The organism is Corynebacterium halotolerans, assembly GCF_050107895.1.
Classification (GTDB): domain Bacteria; phylum Actinomycetota; class Actinomycetes; order Mycobacteriales; family Mycobacteriaceae; genus Corynebacterium; species Corynebacterium halotolerans_B.
Genome location: NZ_JBNILW010000002.1, coordinates 258,776 through 279,603, shown reverse-complemented (window position 1 = coordinate 279,603; position 20,828 = coordinate 258,776). Strand labels below are relative to the sequence as shown.

Genomic DNA, 20,828 nt, shown 5'->3' with positions numbered 1-20,828 from the left:
TTGGCTGTTCTTCTTGTCTGGTGAGGTGCCGTCCATCATCGATTCGTTTCTTGCTGCAGGGTTAAGAAGGGCGTCGAAAACGTCGGGGCGCCAGGAGCGCATGAGCCGAGCTGACGAATGTTCAGTGACAAGGGTAGCTGCCGGGGAAACATTCTCCATATCGTCGGGCCCTTTATTTCACGCACGGATGCGGCGCGGGTTGACCGCGGTGAGCAGGCGATCCGCCGCAGTTACGAAGCCGTCGCCATTCACGTTCTGAACAACATAGTCTATGTTTGCAATACTGCTGAGTCTAGGAGTGCTGGTTACCGTCATGAACGGAGAGGGCGCATGGCCTCCCCATGGCCTGCTGTCCTCGTGATGGGGCGGTGGGGATGGCTTGCGGGAAGGATAAGTCTTTTCCGGCACTCACCGCGGCGTCGTGTAAAGGATAAGTCTTATCCTTTACTGTCACGTGTAATATGTAGAGGATAATTCTTACCCTTTACATTCTCGTCGAATTGAAGAAGGTTAAACCTTATGTCTCGATGGCTGGAGCAGCAGTGGGTACCTGTGGGCGGACCGGGCATCGGTCGACGGTCCCGTGTGGGAGGTCCTTACCTGGCCTTTCTTCCCGATCTGTTAACCACGCGGGGACTGAAACTGCCAGCTGACCTCGCACGACAGGCCAGCAGGGTTGAGCAGAAGATTCTGAATCTGTCGGATCGTGGCGTCCGCAGAGAAACGGGATCCGGCACCGGACTCGAGGGGATCGCTAGGTTCCTGCTGCGTTCTGAAGCGATCTCATCCTCCCGGATTGAGGGGATGGCACCGCAACCTGACAAGGTCGCCATTGCTGAATTGACCAGAACAGACCCTGACGTTCCGGTGACGAACGTAGCGCAGCTGGTGGCCAATAACGTCTCCGTACTGCAACAGATGAGTGCACAGCTTCGTGATACCGAGGAACTCACGAACGAGGACATCATGGCGGCTCAGGCATTGCTGCTGGGAGAGACCCGCCATAGTGGGTTCAGAGAGGAACAGAACTGGATCGGAGGTTCTTCCTATTCTCCGATGGAGGCAGAATTCGTACCACCGCCAGCGGAGCATGTCCCCGAGCTAATGGATGATCTGGTCGATTACCTCAATGGCGCTACGCACGGTGCACTGATCCAAGCTGCAATGGTGCATGCTCAATTCGAGACGATCCATCCCTTTCCTGATGGTAACGGCAGGGTTGGGCGGGCATTGATCCATGCGGTCCTGCAGCGACGAGGGCTTGTCGAGGCTCCCATCCTTCCTGTGAGCATGGTCCTGGGAACTTGGTCGGATCGTTATGTTCACGGGTTGACGCGCTTTCGGGATGATGAAGCGGGTTCGGACGGAATTCTGGAATGGTTGCAGATCTTCATCAATGCCGCCAGCGAGGCCGCGGACCAGGCCAGACGAATTGCTTCGGAGCTTGGTTTGCTCCGGCAGGAGTGGCGGGAACAAGTGGATGTGCACCGACGCAACCAGGGAAAAACCCGGGCGTTGCGGAGTGATTCGATTGAGCGGAAGATTCTGGAGAACCTACCGGACCACCCTCTGCTGACGGCACCGGTTGCTGCCGAGATCTTTGCGACAACTCGTACGTCCGCGGGGAAAGCCCTCGACAACCTCGTTGAGGCCGGGGTGCTCCGTAGGAAATCCATTGATAGAGGGGTCACCGGCTACCTGGCGGATGATGTTTTTGATTTGATTACTCTCGCTGAGCGTCGTTTGGCGAGCACTCGGTTCGATACTGCAATATCGCCGCCGAGGGCGCGGGCGGTGCCGAAACAGCCGTGAACGTCAGGAACGAAAGTCTCCATTTGGTCGATCACGATTGGCCACCCGAATCCAGCTGGATGAGCGTCGGCGGGACATGGATCCCGGTCCGGAAAATGAAAGCCGTCGGCAGAAATACACAATGTGACCGGTGCTCGAGACTCCATCGGCTTGGCCGCGTCACTCCTGGCCATTTGTCCTGCTCTTCACCGACGTGCCGCGGGTCATTCCGGCGCTGGCTTTTACTGTCCTGGATCATCCTGGTGCTGCGGAATGACAAGAACTGCCACGGCCGCAGTGGGGACGGACAGCCCTGACCGTCAGTAGAAGTGGACCGCAGCTCCTTCACCACCGGCGCAGGTGACCAGGGCTTCACCGCGCGGGGCGCACGTGAGGTCGTAGTCTTCACCGGTGACCGGGCTGGTGACGGTGATCTGCTCCCGCAGGTGCTCGCGGATGTTGTTCCGGGTGGGGTTCAGCCCCTCGATCAACGTTTCATGGACGGCGCTCACGAACTCGCAGCTGGTGTTGGCGTTGCCCGCCCAGACATTGGTGCCCCAGCCGTCGCCGAAGATGCACACGGTGGCGGGTTCCCCGGCGATGGTCACCTCAGAGCCGACCGGTTCCTGGGGCAGTTCCTCGCGCGGGACGTCCTCGGTCGGGGTGTCATCCGGCAACATGGAGCTGGTCTCCGGGCCGGTGGTCTCGGTGGTGGTGACGGTTTCCGCGGGAGCCTCCGGAGTTATTTCCTCGGGGCTCGTGGCGATCGTCTGCGTCGAAGTCAGGGTGTCCAAGGTGTCGGCCTCATCCGTGGTGGTTCCGGTGCAGCCCGCGAGGGCGAGCGTGCCAACGGCGGCCAGGGCGGTCAGGAGTCGGGGCGGGCGGGTCCTCATTGTTCCCTCCTTGTCGGGGAGCAGACGCTGCTGGTGGGGCCGAGGATAGCGCAATGGCGGGGGCGTGGCGCGGGAACGCGGCGTCGTCTAGCGTCAGGGTTAGCGCGGAACCGACAGGACAGGATGATCCCCATGCCCAGTATCTCCGCATCTCGCACAGCCCTCGCGGCCGTCCTTGCCGCGGCCCTCATCCTGGCCGGCTGCACGCTGCCGGGTGATAACACCCTGCCTGAATCCGCGACCTCGACCACGACAGCGTCGCCGGATACCACGGCCGAGGAGCCCCCGGAGACGGTGCTGGATCAGCACGGGGTGAACGCCGGTCACCCGCTGGCGGCCGAGGCGGGCATGGAGATGCTCGATGCCGGCGGCACTGCAGTGGATGCGGCTGTCGCGGCGGCCTTCGCGGTCTCGGTGGTTGAGCCCTACGCCTCCGGGATGGGTGGCGGGGGATCGGCCTTGATCGCGGCGTCTGAGGAGGAACCGCAGGCCTTCGACTACCGCGAAGTCGTGGCCGCCGACGGCGTGATCCCACCGTCGAACACCGGTGTCCCCGGGTTCGTGGCCGGCATGGCCGAACTCCACGCGGAGCACGGCACCCTCGACTGGGCCCAACTGCTGGAGCCCGCCGCCCGGATGGCCGAGCAGGGCGTGCCCGCCACCGAACAGCTGACCCTCCGGATCAACGGCGGTGGGGCGGACGCGATCATCGGCCAACCGCAGTTCACCCCGGGCGGGGCACCGCTGCAGGTTGGCCAACCGCTGGTCCAGGCGGAACTCGGGGCCACCCTCCGCACGTTGCAGGCCGAGGGGCCGGACGCCTTCTACCGGGGCACGATCGCGGAGCAGCTGAACCAGACCAACGGGCTGGATCCGGTCTCGCTGGAGCAGTACGGCGTCCAGCACAATGAGCCGCCGCAGGGTCAGGTGGGAGAGCATCAGGTGGTGTCCTCCGCGCCAGCGCTGCCCGGGGCCCCGCTGATCCAGATGCTCCAGGTCCTTGAATCCCAGGGGATCGCCGCAGTGGACCCGAACTCCGCCGAGTACGTGGAACGGGTCTCGCAGGCCTGGCTGCTGGCGGAAGAGAGTGCGCGGGAGTACCTCGGGGACACCACCTTCACTGATGTTCCCGTGACCGAGCTCGTGGACCCGGAACGCAATGCCGAGCTGGCCGGGATCATCGATGACGGAGTGCCGGGGGAGAACCTGGACACTCCGGGCAACACGACGCACCTGACCGTGGTGGACGGCGACGGCATGGTGGTCTCCATGACCAACACGCTCACCGAGTTCTGGGGTTCCGGCACCGAGGTGGGCGGCTTCTTCCTCAACAACCAGCTCAGCCGCTTCAACACCTTCGACACCCCGCAGAACCAGCCGGAAGCGGGACGTCGTTCGGTGACCTGGTCCAATCCGACGATGGTGTTGGACAGCGAGGGGCGTCCGGTGCTGGGGGTCGGCACACCGGGTGGGGCGAATATCCTCAACATTCTCGCCAACGCGCTCATCCGCTGGGGGCTGATGGACCAGCCGCTGGAGGAGGCGGTGGCGGCCCCCCGTTTCCGCTTCGATGACGCCACCCAGCGGCTGATCGCCGAGCAGACCTTCGTGGACACACGGGCGGCCCAGGAGCTCAGTTCGAGGGGCTGGCAGGTCTCGGCCTCCGCGCCGGGCTTGTTCGGCTCGCTGCAGACCCTGGAGGTCGACTACGGTGCGCGGACGGTCGGCGGTCCCCTGGACACCCGGCTGGAGGCCGGGGTGGTGGTGGAGGAGGTTCGGGGTGACGGGTAGGTAGCGGGAAGTGGCCCATTTGCGTCGTTTCCGGAGGCAAAACCCCCGGTTTCCGCGACCTACCCGACAACCCCGAGTGGCCTGTCACGTGCTGTCCCCGTCCGCCCGGCAATGACGGCACGCCCACAAACGAATCAACCCGCGCTTCCCCGGCTGTGGGGGAAGCACGGGCCATGAGACCGTCGGGCGAAGGGGCACAGAAGGAAGATTGCGACGCACCAGAACGGGCCAGGGCGGTTGCCTGCTCGAGCTGGTGTGAATGTATTCGCCCGCGGCGGGGCCAGAGAAACTGGCGGGGAAAGCCAGGTAATCCAACCAGCGCCATGCATGCACGCCGGTTGGATTACACCGGTGTCAGATAGCCGAGAAGATCCAGATCGCCAATGCGATGATCGCTAGAATTCCGACGATAGTCCAAATCAAGCCGCTTCCGCGCATGTCGTTCTCCTTCTTCTTGTGTCGTTTATCGGACATTGTCGAGCGTACCAACGATGCCCCCCCCAGGAAGCTCCGACACCCATAAACATTTCCGAATTGGTATGTGCCGGACGAGGATGGTGGACAGTAGCGGAGCATTATCCGTGTCTACCGGATCTGGCCTGATTTCCCTGGGTAGCGTCGGGTTAGCTGCCACAGTCAAGCGGTTCTCCGGACACTGTCGGCAGCGGCACGTCGGTGGCGGCAGATTCATAAAAAGTTGTTTGAGTCCACCGCTCTGCTTGTCCGGGCAACAGCCACGTTGTCAGTTCCGGGCTTTGCCGGAGCAGTGGGCCTGGACCGCCCGCTTCAGGCGGACCACCCGCAGCGGGTGTGGAGAAGTACACGCGGCTGACCGGTGCTCAGATGGGCGCAACCGCAACTCATACGTAAGTTAAGGCCGGAAAACCGCGGATTCACCGCGGATCCGGCCTTAACTTACGTATAAATTGGGCTGGACGCGCGGACCAGCCCAACAACACCGGGTCCCTACTGCGCGTGCACCGGCACGGCCTGGGCGTACCTGACCATCTCCTCCCAGTCCACGATCTTCTTGCGCTCGCGGCCCTCGGCCTCGCCGGCCTCACGCTCGGCGCCGTCCAGGCGGTACCAGCCCTCCCAGGTGGTGTAGGCGATGCCACGCTCGGTGAGCAACCCGATGATCGCGTCCGGGTCGGCGTGCTTCGGTGCCTCGAGCTTGCCGGCGTCGGCGTCGGCGAGCAGCATGTCGGTGGTCTGCTTGGCGTCGGACTTGGTGTTGCCGATCAGGCCGACAGGGCCGCGCTTGATCCAGCCGGTGGCGTACAGGCCGGGCAGCGGGGAAGCGCCGGCGTTGTCCAGGATGTGGCCGCCGTCGTTGGGCAGCACGTGGCTGTCCTCATCGAAGGGCAGGCCCGGGACCGGGTCGGACTTGTAGCCGACGGCGCGGTAGACGGACTGCACGGGCCAGTCGGTGAAGGTGCCGGTGCCCACCACACCGCCCTTGCCGTCGAGTTCGGTGCGCTCGGTGCGCAGCCCGACCACGGCGCCGTTCTCGGTCAGCACCTCGACGGGGGACTCGAAGAGGTGGATCTGCAGGGTGTGCGGGGCCTGCTTCGGCTCACGCAGGGCATAGCCTTCGAGCAGCTGGCACACCAGGTCCTGGGACTTGGAGTTGCGGCGGGCCTCCTCGGAGGCGTCGTCGTAGTCGATGTCCTCCGGGTCGACGACCACGTTGATGGTGTCGGAGTGGTCGAGCTCCTTGAGCTCCTGCGGGGTGAACTTCGCCTGGGCCGGGCCGCGGCGGCCGAAGACGCGGACGGTGGTGGCCTGGTTCTCCGCCAGGGACTCGTAGACGTTGTCGGGGATCTCGGTGACCTTGAGCTCATCGCCCGTCTTGGCCAGGATGCGGGCCACGTCCAGGCCGACGTTGCCCACGCCGATCACGGCGACCTCCTGGGCGGACAGGTCCCAGGAGCGCTCGAAACGCGGGTTGCCGTCGTAGAAACCGACGAACTCACCGGCGCCGAAGGATCCCTCGGCGTCGATGCCCGGGATGTTCAGGTCGCGGTCGGACACCGCGCCGGTGGAGAAGACGACGGCGTCATAGTACTCGCGCAGTTCGTCGACGTGGATGTCCTTGCCCACCTCGATATTGCCCAGCAGTCGCAGCTGCGGCTTGTCCAGCACGTTGTGCAGGGACTTCACGATGCCCTTGATACGCGGGTGGTCGGGGGCCACGCCATAGCGGATCAGCCCGAAGGGCGCCGGCATCTGCTCGAAGAGGTCGACGTGGACGTCCGCGTCGGACTTGATCAGGAGGTCGGAGGCGTAGATGCCGGCGGGGCCGGCGCCGATGACGGCGACGCGCAGGGGCTGGGTGGAAACTGACATGGCGGCGTTTACCTTTCGCGGTGGGGTGGGGGGGCTGGGAGAGACAGTCAGGGCGATCCTGAGGCAACAACTGAAATTGGGGCCCTAATGTTTCCTGGGGTTCACATCGGTTTGCCGGTGGTGCCGGGGACGGAACCGGAGGATGAGCTGACGGAGCCGCGACTACGGGCCGCGAACCAGACTGCTCAGTTCGGGGGTGTTGCCAGGTGGCAGACCGCTTGGTCTGTAAAGCTAGCACCGTTGAACGTGTTTGCCAAGGGGGTCAGCGGATTAAATTCACCCACTCGGCGCAACTTGTGAACCGATCTGTCTATTTAATTCATCGGAATATGGCAGTAAAACGCCAGTTAAAGCACTATATCTCCAAAATTAATAGGGCACCCTAAATTCAAGCGGGCGAATCTAAGTCTTGTTGCAGACTGCTCGGTATGGATAGATTGAGGGCCACGTCAGATCACCATCGTCATCTTCTGCGGAAGGTGACACAGCCTGGCAGCATGACTCTGAAGAGCTCCCAGCAGGGGAGCACTACTTCAGGACAATCACCGAGGTCAGAACGCTGCGTTTTTCAGTAACCCACGTCAAGGAGAAGCAATGGCACCCACCACGGCAACACAGGAGCGGAAGGCACGTCCCGCCCGCGCCAAGAAACCTGAGGGGCAGTGGAAGGTCGACGGCACGGCTCCGCTGAACCGCGATGAGGAGGTCAAGCAGGAGGAGGCGGCGCTGGACGTCAAGCAGCGCGTCATCGACGTCTACTCCAAGCAGGGCTTCGAGTCCATCCCGGAAGATGACGTGCTCAAGCGCTTCAAGTGGCTGGGCATCTACACCCAGCGCCGGCAGGACCTGGGCACCGAGCACACCGGGCAGCTGGAGAACTACGAGCTCTCCGACCACTACTTCATGATGCGGGTGCGCTTCGACGGTGGCCTGGCCTCCCCGGCCCGCCTGCGCGCCGTCGGCGAGATCTCGCGCGACTACGCCCGCTCCACCGCGGACTTCACGGACCGGCAGAACATCCAGCTGCACTGGATCCGCATCGAGGACGTCCCCACCATCTGGGAGAAACTGGAGTCGGTCGGCCTGGGCACCCTCATGGGCTGCGGGGACGTCCCGCGCGTGATCCTCGGCTCCCCGGTCGCCGGCGTGGCCACCGACGAGATCATCGACGCCACCCCGGCCATCGAGGAGATCCAGCGGGACTACCTGCCGCGCGAGGACATCAAGAACCTGCCCCGCAAGTTCAAGACCGCGATCTCCGGCAACGCCCGCCAGGACGTCACCCATGAGGTGCAGGATGTCGCCTTCATCGGTTCCGAGCATCCGGAGCACGGCCCCGGCTTCGAGGTCTACGTGGGTGGGGGGTTGTCCACCAACCCCATGCTGTCGCAGTCGCTGGGGGCCTGGGTCTCCCTGGAGCAGGTCCCGGAGGTCTGGTATGGGGTGGTCTCGATCTTCCGGGACTACGGCTTCCGCCGTCTGCGCAACCGTGCGCGGCTGAAGTTCCTGGTCGCCCAGTGGGGCGTCGAGAAGTTCCGGGAAGTTCTCGAGGACGAGTACCTGGGCTACAAGCTCGCCGACGGCCCGCACCAGCCGATCAACAACGGCCTGCGCGACCATATCGGCGTGCATCCGCAGCGCGACGGCAGGTTCTATCTCGGCGTGAAGCCGACAGTCGGCCACACCACCGGAGAGCAGCTGATCGCCATCGCGGACGTGGCCGAGGAGTTCGGCATCGAGCGCATCCGCACCACCCCGGACAAGGAACTGCTCTTCCTGGACGTGGAGCAGGACCAGATCCAGCCGCTCTCACGGGCGCTGGCCGAGGTCGGCCTCTACCCGGAGCCCAGTGAGTTCCGCCGCGGGATCATCTCCTGCACCGGCCTGGAGTTCTGCAAGCTGGCGCATACCACCACCAAGGCGCTGGCCATCGAACTGGTAGATGACCTGGAGGAGCGCATTGGGGACATGGACACCCCGATCAAGATCGCGCTCAACGGCTGCCCGAACGCCTGCGCCCGCACGCAGGTCTCCGACATCGGCTTCAAGGGCCAGACCGTCACCGACCCGGACGGCAACAAGGTCGAGGGGTTCCAGGTGCACCTGGGCGGCTCGATGAGCCTGGACCCGAACTTCGGGCGCAAGCTCAAGGGGCACAAGGTCATGGCCACCGACGTGGGGGACTACGTCACCCGGCTGATCACCAGGTTCGAGGAGCAGCGCCACGAGGGCGAGATCTTCCGCCAGTGGGTGCAGCGCGCCGAGGAGGCGGACCTCAAGTGAGATTCCGCCGCAAGCCCAACCCGAACCGTAATCATCCGCAATACTGTCCGTACTGCGCCGGGGAGAACCTCTTCCCGGACGAGGAGACCGAGTTCGCCTGGGCGTGCAAGGAATGTGCCCGGGTGTTCTCGGTGATGTTCCACGGTCAGGATGACTCGGAACATCAGCCTGCGCAGTCCCTGTCCACCAACGACGCCCTCCGTGCGAGCCTGGCACGGAAGGGTGAATTACCAGGAGGCGGCAAGTAGATCATGACCTTCACCCAGTTCAACGCGCTCGACGCCCTCGGTGCCCGGCCCGGCACCGCCGGCGTGCGGGACCCGGAACAAAGTCCCGAGGGGCCGACGGCCACGGCACCGTTGCCGGACGACGTCGCCGCGCGCAACGCGGAACTAGTCGAACGTTACGCCGATGAGCTCTACGACGCTGACGCCGCGACCATCCTGGCGTGGGCCGCCGAGCACGCGCCGGGCAAGGTCGCGGTGACCCTGTCCATGGAGAACACGGTGCTGGCCGAGCTGGCCGCCAGGCACCTGCCGGAGGCGGATTTCCTCTTCCTGGACACCGGCTACCACTTCGACGAGACCCTGGACGTGGCCCGGCAGGTGGACCAGCGCTACCCGCAGCAGCTGGTCACCGCCCTGCCGGTGCTCACCCGGAAGGAGCAGGACTCGCTCTACGGGGTCAACCTCTACCGGTCCAACCCGACCGCCTGCTGCCGCATGCGCAAGGTGGAGCCGCTCGCGGTGAACCTCTCGCCGTACGCCGGCTGGGTGACCGGTCTGCGCCGGGCGGACGGCCCCACCCGCGCCACCGCGCCGGCGTTGAGCCTGGACCCCACCGGCCGGTTGAAGATCTCGCCGATCATCACCTGGTCACTGGCGGACACCGACAACTTCATCGCGGACGAGAACCTGATCGTCCACCCCCTGACCAGGCAGGGCTACCCCTCCATCGGCTGTGCCACGTGCACCCTGCCGGTGGCCGAAGGAGAAGACCCCCGTGCCGGCCGCTGGGCCGGTTCCACCAAGACAGAATGCGGACTGCACTGATGACAACTGCCACTGACACTGCACTTTCCCCCCACCTGAAGGACCTCGAGAACGAGTCCATCCACATCCTGCGCGAGGTCGCCGGCCAGTTCGACAAGGTCGGGCTGCTGTTCTCCGGCGGCAAGGACTCCTGCGTGGTCTTCGAGCTCGCCCGCCGCGCGTTCGCCCCGGCCACCGTGCCCTTCGAACTGCTGCACGTGGACACCGGCCACAACTTCCCGGAGGTCCTGGACTTCCGCGACAGCCTCGTCGAACGCACAGGTGCCCGGCTGCGCGTGGCGCAGGTCCAGGACTGGATCGACCGCGGCGAGCTGCAGGAACGCCCCGACGGTACCCGCAACCCGCTCCAGACCGTGCCGCTGGTGGAGACCATCGCGGAGCAGGGTTACGACGCCGTGCTGGGCGGCGCCCGCCGCGACGAGGAGCGGGCGCGCGCCAAGGAGCGCGTGTTCTCCGTGCGTGACTCCTTCGGCGGCTGGGATCCGCGCCGGCAGCGGCCGGAGCTGTGGAGCCTGTACAACGGCGGCCACCTGCCGGGTGAGAACGTCCGCGTCTTCCCCATCTCCAACTGGACCGAGGCCGACATCTGGGAGTACATCGGCGCCCGCGGCATCGAGCTGCCCCCGATCTACTTCGCCCATGACCGCGAGGTCTTCGAACGTGACGGCATGTGGCTCACCGCCGGCGAATGGGGTGGCCCGAAGAAGGGCGAGGAGCTCGTGACCCGGCAGGTCCGCTACCGCACCGTCGGCGACATGTCCTGCACCGGCGCCGTGCTCTCTGACGCCACCACCATCGACGACGTGATCGCCGAGATCGCCACCTCCACCCTGACCGAACGCGGCGCCACCCGCGCCGATGACCGCATCAGCGAATCCGCGATGGAAGACCGCAAGAAGGAAGGCTACTTCTGATGTCCGCCCCCACCATCTCCCCTGACTCCGCCACGCAGAAGCTGGCCGCCCGCGAGACCCTCCGGCTGTGCACCGCGGGTTCCGTGGATGACGGCAAGTCCACTTTCGTCGGGCGTCTGCTGCACGACACCAAGTCGGTGCTGGCCGATCAGCTGGCCTCCGTCGAACGCACCTCGGCGGACCGAGGCTTCGACGGCCTGGACCTGTCCCTGCTGGTCGACGGCCTGCGTGCCGAGCGCGAGCAGGGCATCACCATCGATGTGGCCTACCGCTACTTCGCCACCGACAAGCGCTCCTTCATCCTGGCGGACACCCCCGGCCACGTGCAGTACACCCGTAACACCGTCACCGGTGTGTCCACCTCCCAGGTCGTCGTGCTCCTGGTGGACGCCCGCCACGGCGTCGTGGAGCAGACCCGCCGCCATCTCAATGTCGCCGCCCTGCTGGGCGTGCGCAGTGTGGTGCTCGCCGTGAACAAGATCGACCTGGTGGACTTCTCCGAGGACGTCTTCCGCGGCATCGAGGCCGAGTTCACCGGCCTGGCCGCCGACCTGGGCGTGGACGACGCCCGCGTCGTGCCGATCTCCGCACTGCTCGGCGACAACGTCGTCGAGCGCGGTGCCAACACCGGCTGGTACACCGGCCCGACCATCCTGGACATCCTCGAAAGCGTGGAGGTCTCCCGGGGCCGCGCCAACGAGCTGGGCTTCCGCCTGCCGATCCAGCACGTCATCCGCGAGCACGCCAGTGACTACCGCGGCTACGCCGGACGCGTCGACGCCGGGGAGGTCGCCGTGGGCGACACCGTGCACCTGCCTTTCGGGCGGACCACCACGGTCACCCACATCGACACCCCGGACGGCGCGGCCGAGCACGCCGGCCCCGGCGATTCCATCGTCCTGCGCGTGGCCGATGACATCGACCTCACCCGCGGTGACCTGATCTCCGGGGCAGACCGCCCCGAGGCCGTCCGCAGCTTCGACGCCACCGTCGTCGGTCTGACCGAGAGCGAGGTCAAGGCCGGCAAGTCCGTCAAGATCCGCTACGGTACCCAGCTGGTCCGCGGCCGCGTGGCCAGCGTGGACCGACTGCTCCACATCGACGGCCGGCCGGACGAGGAGCACCCGGAGACCTTCGGCCTCAACGACATCGCGCACGTGCGCATCGACGTCGCCAGTGAGATCAACGCCGAGGACTACGCCGCCCGCGGCGCCGTCGGCTCGTTCCTGCTCATCGACCAGGGCAGCGGCAACACGCTCGCCGCCGGCCTGGTGGGGCACCGACTCCGCTAGGAGACCACCATGCCCGCCCTGATCACGCTCTCCCACGGCTCCCGGCACACCCGGGCGGAACCCACGGTCCGCCGGTTGACCGAGGCCGCCGGTCGGGAGCTGGCGGTGCCGGCGTTTTCCGCCCACCTGGACTTCACCACGCCCACGCTGCCCGAGGCGGCCCAGGGACTGGTGCGTGAGGGCGTGACCGAGGCGGTCGTCGTCCCGCTGCTGTTCACCCGGGCCTTCCACGCCAAGAACGACGTCCCCGCGGTCTTCCGGGAGGCCGTCGCCGCCAGCGGGATGCGCCTGCACCTCGCCACCGGACTGGGCACCGGCCCGGACGTGGCGGCGGTGCTCAGCCAACGGGTGCGTGCCGACGCCCCGCCGGGCAGCCACCTGGTCCTCTACTCGGTCGGTTCCTCCGACCTGGCCGCCAACCAGGACGTCCATGACCTGGCGCAGGCCGTCGGGCAACGCACCGGCCGCACCATCGAGGTCGTCCCGGCCACCGGTGGAGCTGGCAGGGGCGGTGCCGGACTCATCGAGTCCACGCTGCACCACCGCGCCCTCCACGTGCTGCCCCTGTTCGTGGCCGATGGCCTGCTGCTGGACAAGATCACCACCCGGCTGGACCGCATCAGCGAAGCCACCGGAACCCGCATCACCGCGAGCCGGCCCCTGGGGACGGACCTCGCAGGGGTCGTCGCTCAGCGATACCACGAGGAGTGCCAGGCCCTGAACCTGCTGAACGCTTAGCTCTCCCATCCGAATCAACCAAGGACACCATCATGAAAACTCTCATTCTCATCGCCGTGGCGGGACTGGCCGCCCAGCTCGTCGATGGTGGCCTCGGGATGGGGTTCGGGGCAACCTCCACCACCATGCTCATCATCCTCGCCGGTCTCGGTCCGGCGCAGGCCAGTGCCGTGGTCCACACCGCGGAACTGGGCACCACCCTGGTCTCCGGTTTCAGTCACTGGAAATTCGGCAACGTGGACTGGCAGGTGGTCCTCCGCCTGGCCGTGCCCGGCGCCATCGGGGCGTTCCTGGGGGCAACCCTGTTGGCGTCGATCTCGACGGCAGTGGCGACCCCGATCACCGCGGCGATCCTCACCGCCATCGGACTGAACCTGGTCTGGCGTTTCTCCCGGGGCAAGGTCAAGCGCACTATCACGGAGCAACGGCACAGCACCGGTTTCCTCGGCGGACTGGGCATCTTCGGCGGCTTCATCGACGCCACCGGGGGCGGCGGATGGGGGCCGGTGACCACCTCCACGTTGCTGTCCCTCGGACGGACCGAACCGCGCCGGGTCGTCGGCACCGTCAACACCGCCGAATTCTTGGTCACCCTGGCCGCCACCGCCGGCTTCGCGATCGGCATGTGGAGCGACCTGGTGGAAAACCTCGCGGCCGTCCTCGCCCTGCTGATCGGTGGGACCATCGCCGCCCCGATCGCCGCGCTGGCGGTGACCAAGCTGAACCCGGTCGCCCTCGGCGGAATCGTGGGCACCTTCCTGGTGGTGCTCAACCTCCCGAAGGTCCTGGCCGTCTTCGGGCTGGGCGGCACATCCGTCATCGTGCTGAGCGCGGCTCTGTTGGTGATCGGCGTGGGGCTGTCCGTCCTGGGCTACCGCCGTGCCCACCGCAACACGACGGTCGGGCAGCAGTCGGTCACCAGCGTCACGGTGGCGCCCGACACGACGGTCCCCGCGGCGGAACCGGACGCGGAGCCGGCGGAAGGCGGGTGTCCCGAGGACGCGTGGGCCCAGTCGCGGAGGCACTGACCTCTTCCCGTCAGAGGGTGCGCAGCTGCGCACGAAGCCTCGGCCTCCGCTGTGTGCGGGGCCGGGGCTTCGTGGTCTGACCAAAGGGGGTCAGGCAGGAATCAGGCGTCGATCTCCTTCGGGGAATCGACGTACGTGACCTCGATCTTGCGGCTCCTGGCGCGGTCGGCCAGCGGCAGGGTCAGGGTGAGCACACCGTTGCTGTACTCCGCGGTGACATTCTCGGTATCCACGGAATCGCTCAGCGTGAGCTGCCGGCGGTAGGAGCCGGTGAAACGCTCATTGGTCACCCACTGGGTGGCCTCATCCGCCGGGGCGGTGTCGCGCTGGGCGGAGATGGTCAGCACTCCATTGTCGATGTCGATGTCGATGCTGCCCGGATCAACCCCCGGCAGGTCAGCGGTCAGGGTGTAGGCACCCGCCACCTTGTAGAGGTCCATCGGCATGAAGCGCGGCGTGCGGGACTGGGCCGCGGGAGCGGCGGTGAACAGCTCACGTGCCAGCGAATCGAGCGGGGCGAACGGGTCATTCTGGAACAGAGCCATGGTGTTTTCCTTCCTCTGAAAGTTGCTTTCACCAGACTCAACCCTGCTGTCCCAAAGTTTATTACATCACGCTCAACTTTGGTTGTTGTTGCTGGTTGACAGAGCTTTGGGTGGGCTGCCGCCTGGGGCGCTAGGGTGGTGGGCATGGAGATCATCAACGGAGCCCCGCTGCTCGTAGCCGCCACCGCCGAGGGAGCGGCACATGCCCCCGCCAACCTGCCCCTGCTGATCACCGGGGTGGGCACCGTCGCGTGCTCCATCAGCCTGACGGCCGCCTTGTCAGCGGCGCGGGCAGAGGGCCGGGTGCCCTCCCAGCTGCTCAACTTCGGCACCGCAGGGGCCCTGAAGAATGGTCTGCACGGCATCTTCGAGATCTCCTCGGTCTACCAGCACGACTTCGACAGTGACATGATTGAGCAGATCACCGGGAAGCCCTGCCGCAACCGCATGGTCCTGGACGTCTCCGGGTATTTTCCCACGGCGCGCCTGGCCACCGGTGACCGTTTCATCTCCGATTCTGTGATGCGTGGCCAGTTATCGGAATTCGCTGACCTGGCCGAGATGGAGGGCTACGCCGTGGCGCGGGTCGGCGAGTACTTCGATCTTCCGGTGACCCTGCTGAAGCAGGTCAGTGACCGTGCCGACGAAGACGCGCCCAAGGGGTGGTCCGCCGCCGCGGAGGGCGGCGCTCAGGAACTGGGGGAGGCGCTGCACAGACTGGTGGGGTAGGTGCCCGGCTGGGACATACCGGAAAGGGGCGGTGGGGAATTCCCCCACCGGCCCTTGTGGTGCGCACCTGCGCAGTGTCAGTTAACTAGTGCTGGCCCTCGGCGAACTCCTCGATGACCTTGGCGTTGAACGCCGGAAGGTCATCCGGGGTGCGGGAGGAAACCAGGCCGTTATCGGTGTGGACCTCTTCATCAACCCAGGTGGCGCCAGCGTTGCGCAGGTCCGTCTGGAGGCTGGGGAAGGAGGTCAGGGTGCGGCCCTTAAGGACATCGGCCTCGGTGAGGATCCAGCCGCCGTGGCAGATGACGCCGGTGGGCTTGCCGGCCTTGAAGATCTCCTCGACGAACTTCACCGCGTCCTTGTCCATGCGGATCTTGTCGGCGTTGCCGGTGCCGCCCGGCAGCAGCAGGGCGTCGAACTCGCTGGCGGAGGCCAGCGCGGTGGTGGAATCCACGTCCACCTTGGTGCCGTTCTTGCCCTCGATGGTGCCGGCCTCCGTGGACAGCACCTTCACGGTGGCTCCGGCCTTCTTAACTTCTTCCACCGGGCTGGTGAGTTCGGAATCCTCGAAGCCGTTGGTGGCGATGACCGCTACCTTGCGATTGCTCAGATCAGCCATTGTCCTGCTCCTTTTGCTGTTGCGTTTTCGCTTACGGTCTCCAGCGTAACGACATCATCCGAGACGTGCAGAAAGTTGCACTCCTACGGAGTTCTTGCGGAGATGAATAGGTTGAGCAGCGGGAACGTCCCGAGAAATCACCGGAACCGGAACCGCGGCCATGCCGTCTGACCAGGTGTGACCAGAGCGATAACGATTGCGTTAAGAACCTACCTTTGGCGAGAGAGTGTCTGCGCTTACTTGTAGTGTTCGGGCTTACGACAGCTTTGTGACAGTGACTCGAAACACCAGCTCCCGGGTCCGTGGCGCGGCCTGTGTCAAGGTGGGGTGGCCGCGGGCCCGTTCCGAAAGGGACGGCAGATGAACAGCTCCGAGAACAACGTAGACGATGAAAAGAAGCCGTTGCCCGGCAGCAGTGTCGCGGTCAGTGACGCCGCCGGGAACAGCGGGCAGGACACGGGGAAGCCCGCCGGGAAACCGTCCTTCGGGGACCGGGTCCTCAACGGGATCGAAACCGTCGGCAATAAACTCCCGGAGCCTTTCGCGCTCTTCCTGATCCTGTTCCTGATCACGGGCGTGGCCTCCACCATCATGGCGTGGCTGGACGTGACCGTCACGGTGCCCGGTTCCGATGAGGAACTGGCCATCAGCGGCCTGTTCACCGGGGAGGGCATGGTGTGGCTGACCACCATGCTGGGTGAGAACTACATCGGTTTCCCGCCGTTGGTCACCGTGCTGCCCATCATGCTGGGCGTGGGCATCGCTGAGCGTACCGGGATGCTCTCGGCGCTGATCCGCAGACTCTTCGGTTCCGCGAAGAAGTGGATCCTGCCGTACGCGGTCGGCGTCGTCGGTGTCACGGCGTCGGTGATGGCCGACGCGGCGTGGGTGGTCGTTCCGCCGTTGGCCGCGATGGTGTTCAAGGCCGCCGGACGCCACCCAGTGGCCGGGTTGATCGGTGGCTTCGCGGCCGTGGGCGCCGGCTACTCCACGGCGCTGGTGCCCACCAGCCTCGACGCCCTGTTCGCCGGGATCACCAATGCCGTGATGGACTCGCTGCCCGAGATGGCCTACACCGAGGTCAACCCGATCTCGAACTACTACTTCAACATCGCCTCCGCACTGGTTCTCGGCATCGTCAGCGGCTGGATCATCGACCGCATCGTGGAACCGCGCATGATCAGGCAGAACGTGCCCACCGAGGAGAACCTGGAGGGCGAGAACCCCGCCGAACGCGGGGACCGGGACTCCGAGGGCAATGAACTCTCCGTCGAGCTGAGCAGCCAGGAGAGCCGGGGGCTGATCGCGTCGCTGGTGGCGGCCGTGCTGCTCACGGTCTTCTTTGTCGCGGCCGTCCTGGTTCCGGGCACTCCCTGGCGCAACGCGGAAGGCGGTTTCCTCCCACAGTCCCCGGCCCTGGATTCCATCGTGTTCGTCGTCTTCGCCTACTTCATCGTCCTGGGCCTGGTCTACGGCCTCTACGTGGGCACGATCAGATCCAGCCAGGACATGGTCACCATGATGATGAACTCGCTGAAGGACATGCTGAGTTTCCTGGTGCTCGCGTTCATCCTCGGGCAGTTCGTCGCCCTGTTCTCCTGGACCGGGATCGGCACCTGGACCGCCGTGCAGGGTGCCGCCGGCCTGGAGGCCATCGGCCTGACCGGTTTCCCCGCGATCATCGCCTTCATCATCCTGGCCAGCTGCCTGAACCTGCTCATCATCTCCGGCTCCGGCATGTGGACGCTGATGGCGGCGGTGTTCGTCCCCATGTTCGCCCTGCTCGGCTACGAACCCTCCTTCGTCCAGGCCGCTTTCCGTGTCGGTGACTCCGCCACGCAGGTGATGACGCCGCTCAACCCCTTCATGATCGTGATGCTGGCCATGTTGCGGCGCTATGAACCCCACGCCGGTCTGGGTACGCTGATGTCACGACTCGTGCCCTTCGTGGTGCCCTTCTGGATCGCCTGGGTGGTCCTGCTGGCCATCTGGTTCTACGTCGATCTGCCGTTGGGCCCCGGATCCAACATCATGCTGGAGCAGTAACCGTGGACCATCTTCGCCCTTCCACCGCCTATCTCGACCACGCCAACGACGAGGTCCGCCGCCGGATCCGGGAAGCGGAAGCCGCCGCCACCCCGGGCCGGATAGGGGAGGACCACCCCGGCCAGGACTCGGTCTGGTCGAACATCGCCCTGACCGCCGAGGGGTTGGCCGCCGAACTGGACGCCCTCATCCGTGATCTGCACGCCAACCCGGAACTCGCCTTCGGGGAGGCCTACGCGCAGAGCCGGATCTCCGCCCTCCTGGAGTCCCACGGCCGCCCGGTGCATCCGGGGGTGCACGGCGTGGACACCGCCCTGCGCTCGGAGTTTGCCACCGCGGGTTTCGACGCTGCGGAGCACCCCACGGTGGCGATCATGGCGGAGTATGACGCCCTCCCGGGCCTCGGACACGCCTGCGGCCACAACGTCATCGCGGCCGCCGGGGTGGGCGCCTTCCTCACCGCAGTAGAGGAGCTCCAGAAGAACCCGGGGATTCAGGGCCGGCTGGTTCTGCTGGGCACCCCGGCGGAGGAGGGGCATTCGGGCAAGGAGTACATGATCCGCGGCGGCATGCTCGAGGGCATCGACTTCGCGATCATGATCCACCCCTTCAGCTATGACATCGCGAGCCACGCCTGGGTCGGACGGCGCACCCTTACGGTGCGCTTCGAGGGGGTGGCGGCCCACGCCTCCTCCCAGCCCTTCATGGGGCGCAACGCCCTGGACGCCGCCACCCTGGCCTACCAGGGGCTCGGGCTGCTGCGCCAGCAGATGCCGCCGTCGGACCGCCTCCATGCCGTCATCACCGAGGGCGGGCACCGCCCGAGCGTGATTCCGCAGGATGCGGAGATGAGCATCTACGTCCGTTCGCTCTACACCGATACCCTGCAGGACCTGTCCCAGCGGGTGGATGACGTCCTCCACGGCGCGGCCCTGATGGCCGGCGTCCGCGTGGTGAAGGAATGGGACGTCCACCCCGCCACCCTGCCGATCCGGAACAACCAGGTGCTGGCCGGACGCTGGACGGCCACGCAGGCGATCCGGAACCGGCTACCCCTGCCGGCGGGCGTGGTGCCGGATACTCTCGCGGCCTCCACCGACTTCGGCAATGTCTCCCACCTCGTGCCTGGGCTGCACCCGATGGTGAAGATCGCCCCCACCGGGGTGGCGCTGCACACCGAGGCGTTTGCCAACTACGCGATCGGGAATGAAGCCCTGCGCGGCGCGGTGGACTCGGCCGCCGGCCTGGCGCAGGTGGCCCTCGACGTGCTGGCGGAACCGGAACTGGCGGCGGCCGCCAGGGCGGAGTTCGAGGAAGAGGGCGGTGCCTTCCATGTGGCGGAGGGGCTCGGCCGGGTGGCTGAATAATATTCCCGAAAGACAGACCGAGCGGTCTGAAAATGCGTTAGGGTGTGGTTCCGTACCGTTCACGAGCGTTCAGGAGTACCGAAGACCATGACCCGGAAGATCCGTACCACCCACGTCGGCTCGCTGCCGCGCACACCGGAACTGCTGGCGGCCACCAAGCGCCGTGATGACGGCAGCATCTCCGATGAAGAGTTCAAGGAGATCCTGAGCGACGGCGTCGACCGCGTGGTCAAGCGCCAGGTGGACCTGGGCATCGACATCGTCAACGAGGGTGAGTACGGGCACGAGGCTCCCGGCGCCGTCGACTACGGCGCCTGGTGGACCTACTCCTTCTCCCGGTTGGGCGGTCTGGACCTGCGGGAGGGCGTGGAGTTCCTCTCCGACAACAAGCCGCAGCGCTCCGAGCCGGGCAACATCGTCCTGACCTCCTTCGCCGACCGCCGCGACCGCCGTCTCTTCGACGAGGTCTACACCGACCCGAACTCCGGGGTGCACACTCCGCAGGGCAAGATCGTCAACCCGGTGGCCACCTCCGAGATCACCTACATCGGACAGGACCTGGTGGACACCGACACCCGCGAACTGCGCCGCGCCGTCGACGCCGCCGGGGCCGGGGACGCCTTCGTGGCCGCCATCTCTCCGGGCTCCGCGGCCCGCGTGGGCAACGAGTTCTACGCCACCGATGAGGAGTTCGTCGACGCGTGTGCCGACGCCCTGCACCACGAGTACAAGGCCATCACCGACGCCGGCTTCACCGTGCAGATCGACGCCCCGGATCTCGCCGAGTCGTGGGACCAGATCAACCCGGAGCCCGCGCTGGAGGACTACCGCGCCTGGCTGCGCATCCGCATCGACGCCATCAACAAGGCCATCAAGGGCCTGCCGAAGGAACAGACCCGCCTGCACATCTGCTGGGGTTCCTGGCACGGCCCACACGTCACCGACGTCCCCTTCGGCGACATCGTCGAGGAGATCCTGCGCGCCGAGGTCGGCGGCCACTCCTTCGAGGGCGCTTCGCCGCGCCACGAGCACGAATGGCGCGTCTGGCAGGAGCACACCCTCCCGGAGGACACGCTGATCTACCCGGGCGTGGTCTCCCACTCCACCAACGCCGTCGAACACCCCCGCCTGGTGGCAGACCGCATCATCCGCTTCGCGGAGCAGGTCGGCCCGGAGAATGTGGTGGCCTCCACCGACTGCGGGTTGGGCGGCCGCCTGCACCCGCAGATCGCCTGGGCCAAGCTGGAATCTCTGGTCAAGGGCGCGGAAATCGCCTCGAAGGAACTGTTCTAGGTTTACCGCGGCCGAGACCCCGACGCTGGACTTCCGCTCTGGAGGGCCGCCCTGCACACTGAGCCAGAAAAGCCCGCCCCGGGAAGATCACTTCCCGG

General features: G+C 66.0%; 17 protein-coding genes. 13 read left to right on the top strand and 4 right to left on the bottom strand.

The window, feature by feature from the left end:
* The first annotated feature begins 519 nt into the window (after nucleotides 1-519).
* Entirely contained in the window at nucleotides 520-1,812 is a 1,293-nt protein-coding gene (locus tag ACQCVD_RS03540; RefSeq protein WP_426822321.1) for a Fic family protein, read from the top strand.
* A 299-nt stretch (nucleotides 1,813-2,111) separates the two neighbouring features.
* Here the strand turns inward: ACQCVD_RS03540 and ACQCVD_RS03535 are convergent, their stop codons facing one another.
* Nucleotides 2,112-2,684, bottom strand: coding sequence for a hypothetical protein (locus ACQCVD_RS03535; protein ID WP_426822320.1), 573 nt, complete (start codon nucleotides 2,682-2,684; stop codon nucleotides 2,112-2,114).
* A gap of 132 nt (nucleotides 2,685-2,816) precedes the next feature.
* Here ACQCVD_RS03535 and ACQCVD_RS03530 point away from each other — a divergent pair, with 132 nt between their 5' ends.
* Nucleotides 2,817-4,475, top strand: coding sequence for a gamma-glutamyltransferase (locus ACQCVD_RS03530; protein ID WP_426822319.1), 1,659 nt, complete (start codon nucleotides 2,817-2,819; stop codon nucleotides 4,473-4,475).
* A gap of 966 nt (nucleotides 4,476-5,441) precedes the next feature.
* On the opposite strand, the gene ACQCVD_RS03525 is transcribed toward ACQCVD_RS03530, so the two are convergent.
* A complete protein-coding gene (locus ACQCVD_RS03525) occupies nucleotides 5,442-6,824 on the bottom strand; it encodes an FAD-dependent oxidoreductase (protein ID WP_426822318.1) in 1,383 nt (460 codons plus the stop codon).
* 594 nt (nucleotides 6,825-7,418) lie between these two features.
* On the opposite strand from ACQCVD_RS03525, the gene ACQCVD_RS03520 reads away from it, so the two are divergent.
* The 7 genes from ACQCVD_RS03520 to ACQCVD_RS03490 are packed head-to-tail and all read left to right on the top strand — an operon-like array spanning nucleotide 7,419 to nucleotide 14,131.
* Complete coding sequence (locus ACQCVD_RS03520) at nucleotides 7,419-9,107, top strand: nitrite/sulfite reductase (RefSeq protein WP_426822317.1); 1,689 nt, start codon at nucleotides 7,419-7,421, stop codon at nucleotides 9,105-9,107.
* Nucleotides 9,104-9,355, top strand: a complete 252-nt coding sequence (locus ACQCVD_RS03515; RefSeq protein WP_426822316.1) for a hypothetical protein — start codon at nucleotides 9,104-9,106, stop codon at nucleotides 9,353-9,355. The genes ACQCVD_RS03520 and ACQCVD_RS03515 overlap by 4 nt, the downstream gene beginning before the upstream one ends.
* A gap of 3 nt (nucleotides 9,356-9,358) precedes the next feature.
* Nucleotides 9,359-10,159 (top strand): phosphoadenylyl-sulfate reductase, encoded by an 801-nt coding sequence (locus ACQCVD_RS03510; RefSeq protein WP_426822315.1) that lies wholly within the window; start codon nucleotides 9,359-9,361, stop codon nucleotides 10,157-10,159.
* The gene (cysD, locus tag ACQCVD_RS03505) at nucleotides 10,159-11,073 is read left to right on the top strand and encodes a sulfate adenylyltransferase subunit CysD (RefSeq protein WP_426822314.1); all 915 of its coding nucleotides are present in this window, start codon (nucleotides 10,159-10,161) and stop codon (nucleotides 11,071-11,073) included. The genes ACQCVD_RS03510 and cysD overlap by 1 nt, the downstream gene beginning before the upstream one ends.
* Nucleotides 11,073-12,365, top strand: coding sequence for a sulfate adenylyltransferase subunit 1 (locus ACQCVD_RS03500; RefSeq protein ID WP_426822313.1), 1,293 nt, complete (start codon nucleotides 11,073-11,075; stop codon nucleotides 12,363-12,365). Before cysD ends, ACQCVD_RS03500 begins: the two co-directional genes overlap by 1 nt.
* A 9-nt stretch (nucleotides 12,366-12,374) precedes the next feature.
* Complete coding sequence (locus ACQCVD_RS03495; protein ID WP_426822312.1) at nucleotides 12,375-13,103, top strand: sirohydrochlorin chelatase; 729 nt, start codon at nucleotides 12,375-12,377, stop codon at nucleotides 13,101-13,103.
* Between the two features lie 32 nt (nucleotides 13,104-13,135).
* Nucleotides 13,136-14,131 (top strand): sulfite exporter TauE/SafE family protein, encoded by a 996-nt coding sequence (locus ACQCVD_RS03490; protein ID WP_426822311.1) that lies wholly within the window; start codon nucleotides 13,136-13,138, stop codon nucleotides 14,129-14,131.
* 101 nt (nucleotides 14,132-14,232) lie between these two features.
* Here the strand turns inward: ACQCVD_RS03490 and ACQCVD_RS03485 are convergent, their stop codons facing one another.
* Nucleotides 14,233-14,670 (bottom strand): Hsp20/alpha crystallin family protein, encoded by a 438-nt coding sequence (locus ACQCVD_RS03485; RefSeq protein WP_426822390.1) that lies wholly within the window; start codon nucleotides 14,668-14,670, stop codon nucleotides 14,233-14,235.
* Nucleotides 14,671-14,820: 150 nt separating this feature from the next.
* Between ACQCVD_RS03485 and ACQCVD_RS03480 the strand changes: the two genes are divergently transcribed.
* A complete protein-coding gene (locus ACQCVD_RS03480; RefSeq protein WP_426822310.1) occupies nucleotides 14,821-15,405 on the top strand; it encodes a nucleosidase in 585 nt (194 codons plus the stop codon).
* Nucleotides 15,406-15,490: 85 nt separating this feature from the next.
* Here ACQCVD_RS03480 and ACQCVD_RS03475 read toward each other — a convergent pair whose 3' ends face one another.
* Complete coding sequence (locus ACQCVD_RS03475; protein WP_426822309.1) at nucleotides 15,491-16,024, bottom strand: type 1 glutamine amidotransferase domain-containing protein; 534 nt, start codon at nucleotides 16,022-16,024, stop codon at nucleotides 15,491-15,493.
* A gap of 360 nt (nucleotides 16,025-16,384) precedes the next feature.
* On the opposite strand from ACQCVD_RS03475, the gene ACQCVD_RS03470 reads away from it, so the two are divergent.
* From ACQCVD_RS03470 to ACQCVD_RS03460, 3 genes are all read left to right on the top strand, one after another.
* The gene (locus ACQCVD_RS03470; RefSeq protein ID WP_426822308.1) at nucleotides 16,385-18,070 is read left to right on the top strand and encodes an AbgT family transporter; all 1,686 of its coding nucleotides are present in this window, start codon (nucleotides 16,385-16,387) and stop codon (nucleotides 18,068-18,070) included.
* 2 nt (nucleotides 18,071-18,072) lie between these two features.
* Nucleotides 18,073-19,437 carry a M20 family metallopeptidase gene (locus ACQCVD_RS03465; protein ID WP_426822307.1) on the top strand — a complete coding sequence of 455 codons (1,365 nt, stop codon included), beginning with the start codon at nucleotides 18,073-18,075 and terminating at the stop codon, nucleotides 19,435-19,437.
* An 87-nt stretch (nucleotides 19,438-19,524) separates the two neighbouring features.
* Nucleotides 19,525-20,730, top strand: a complete 1,206-nt coding sequence (locus ACQCVD_RS03460) for a cobalamin-independent methionine synthase II family protein (protein WP_426822306.1) — start codon at nucleotides 19,525-19,527, stop codon at nucleotides 20,728-20,730.
* The last annotated feature ends 98 nt before the right edge of the window (nucleotides 20,731-20,828 follow it).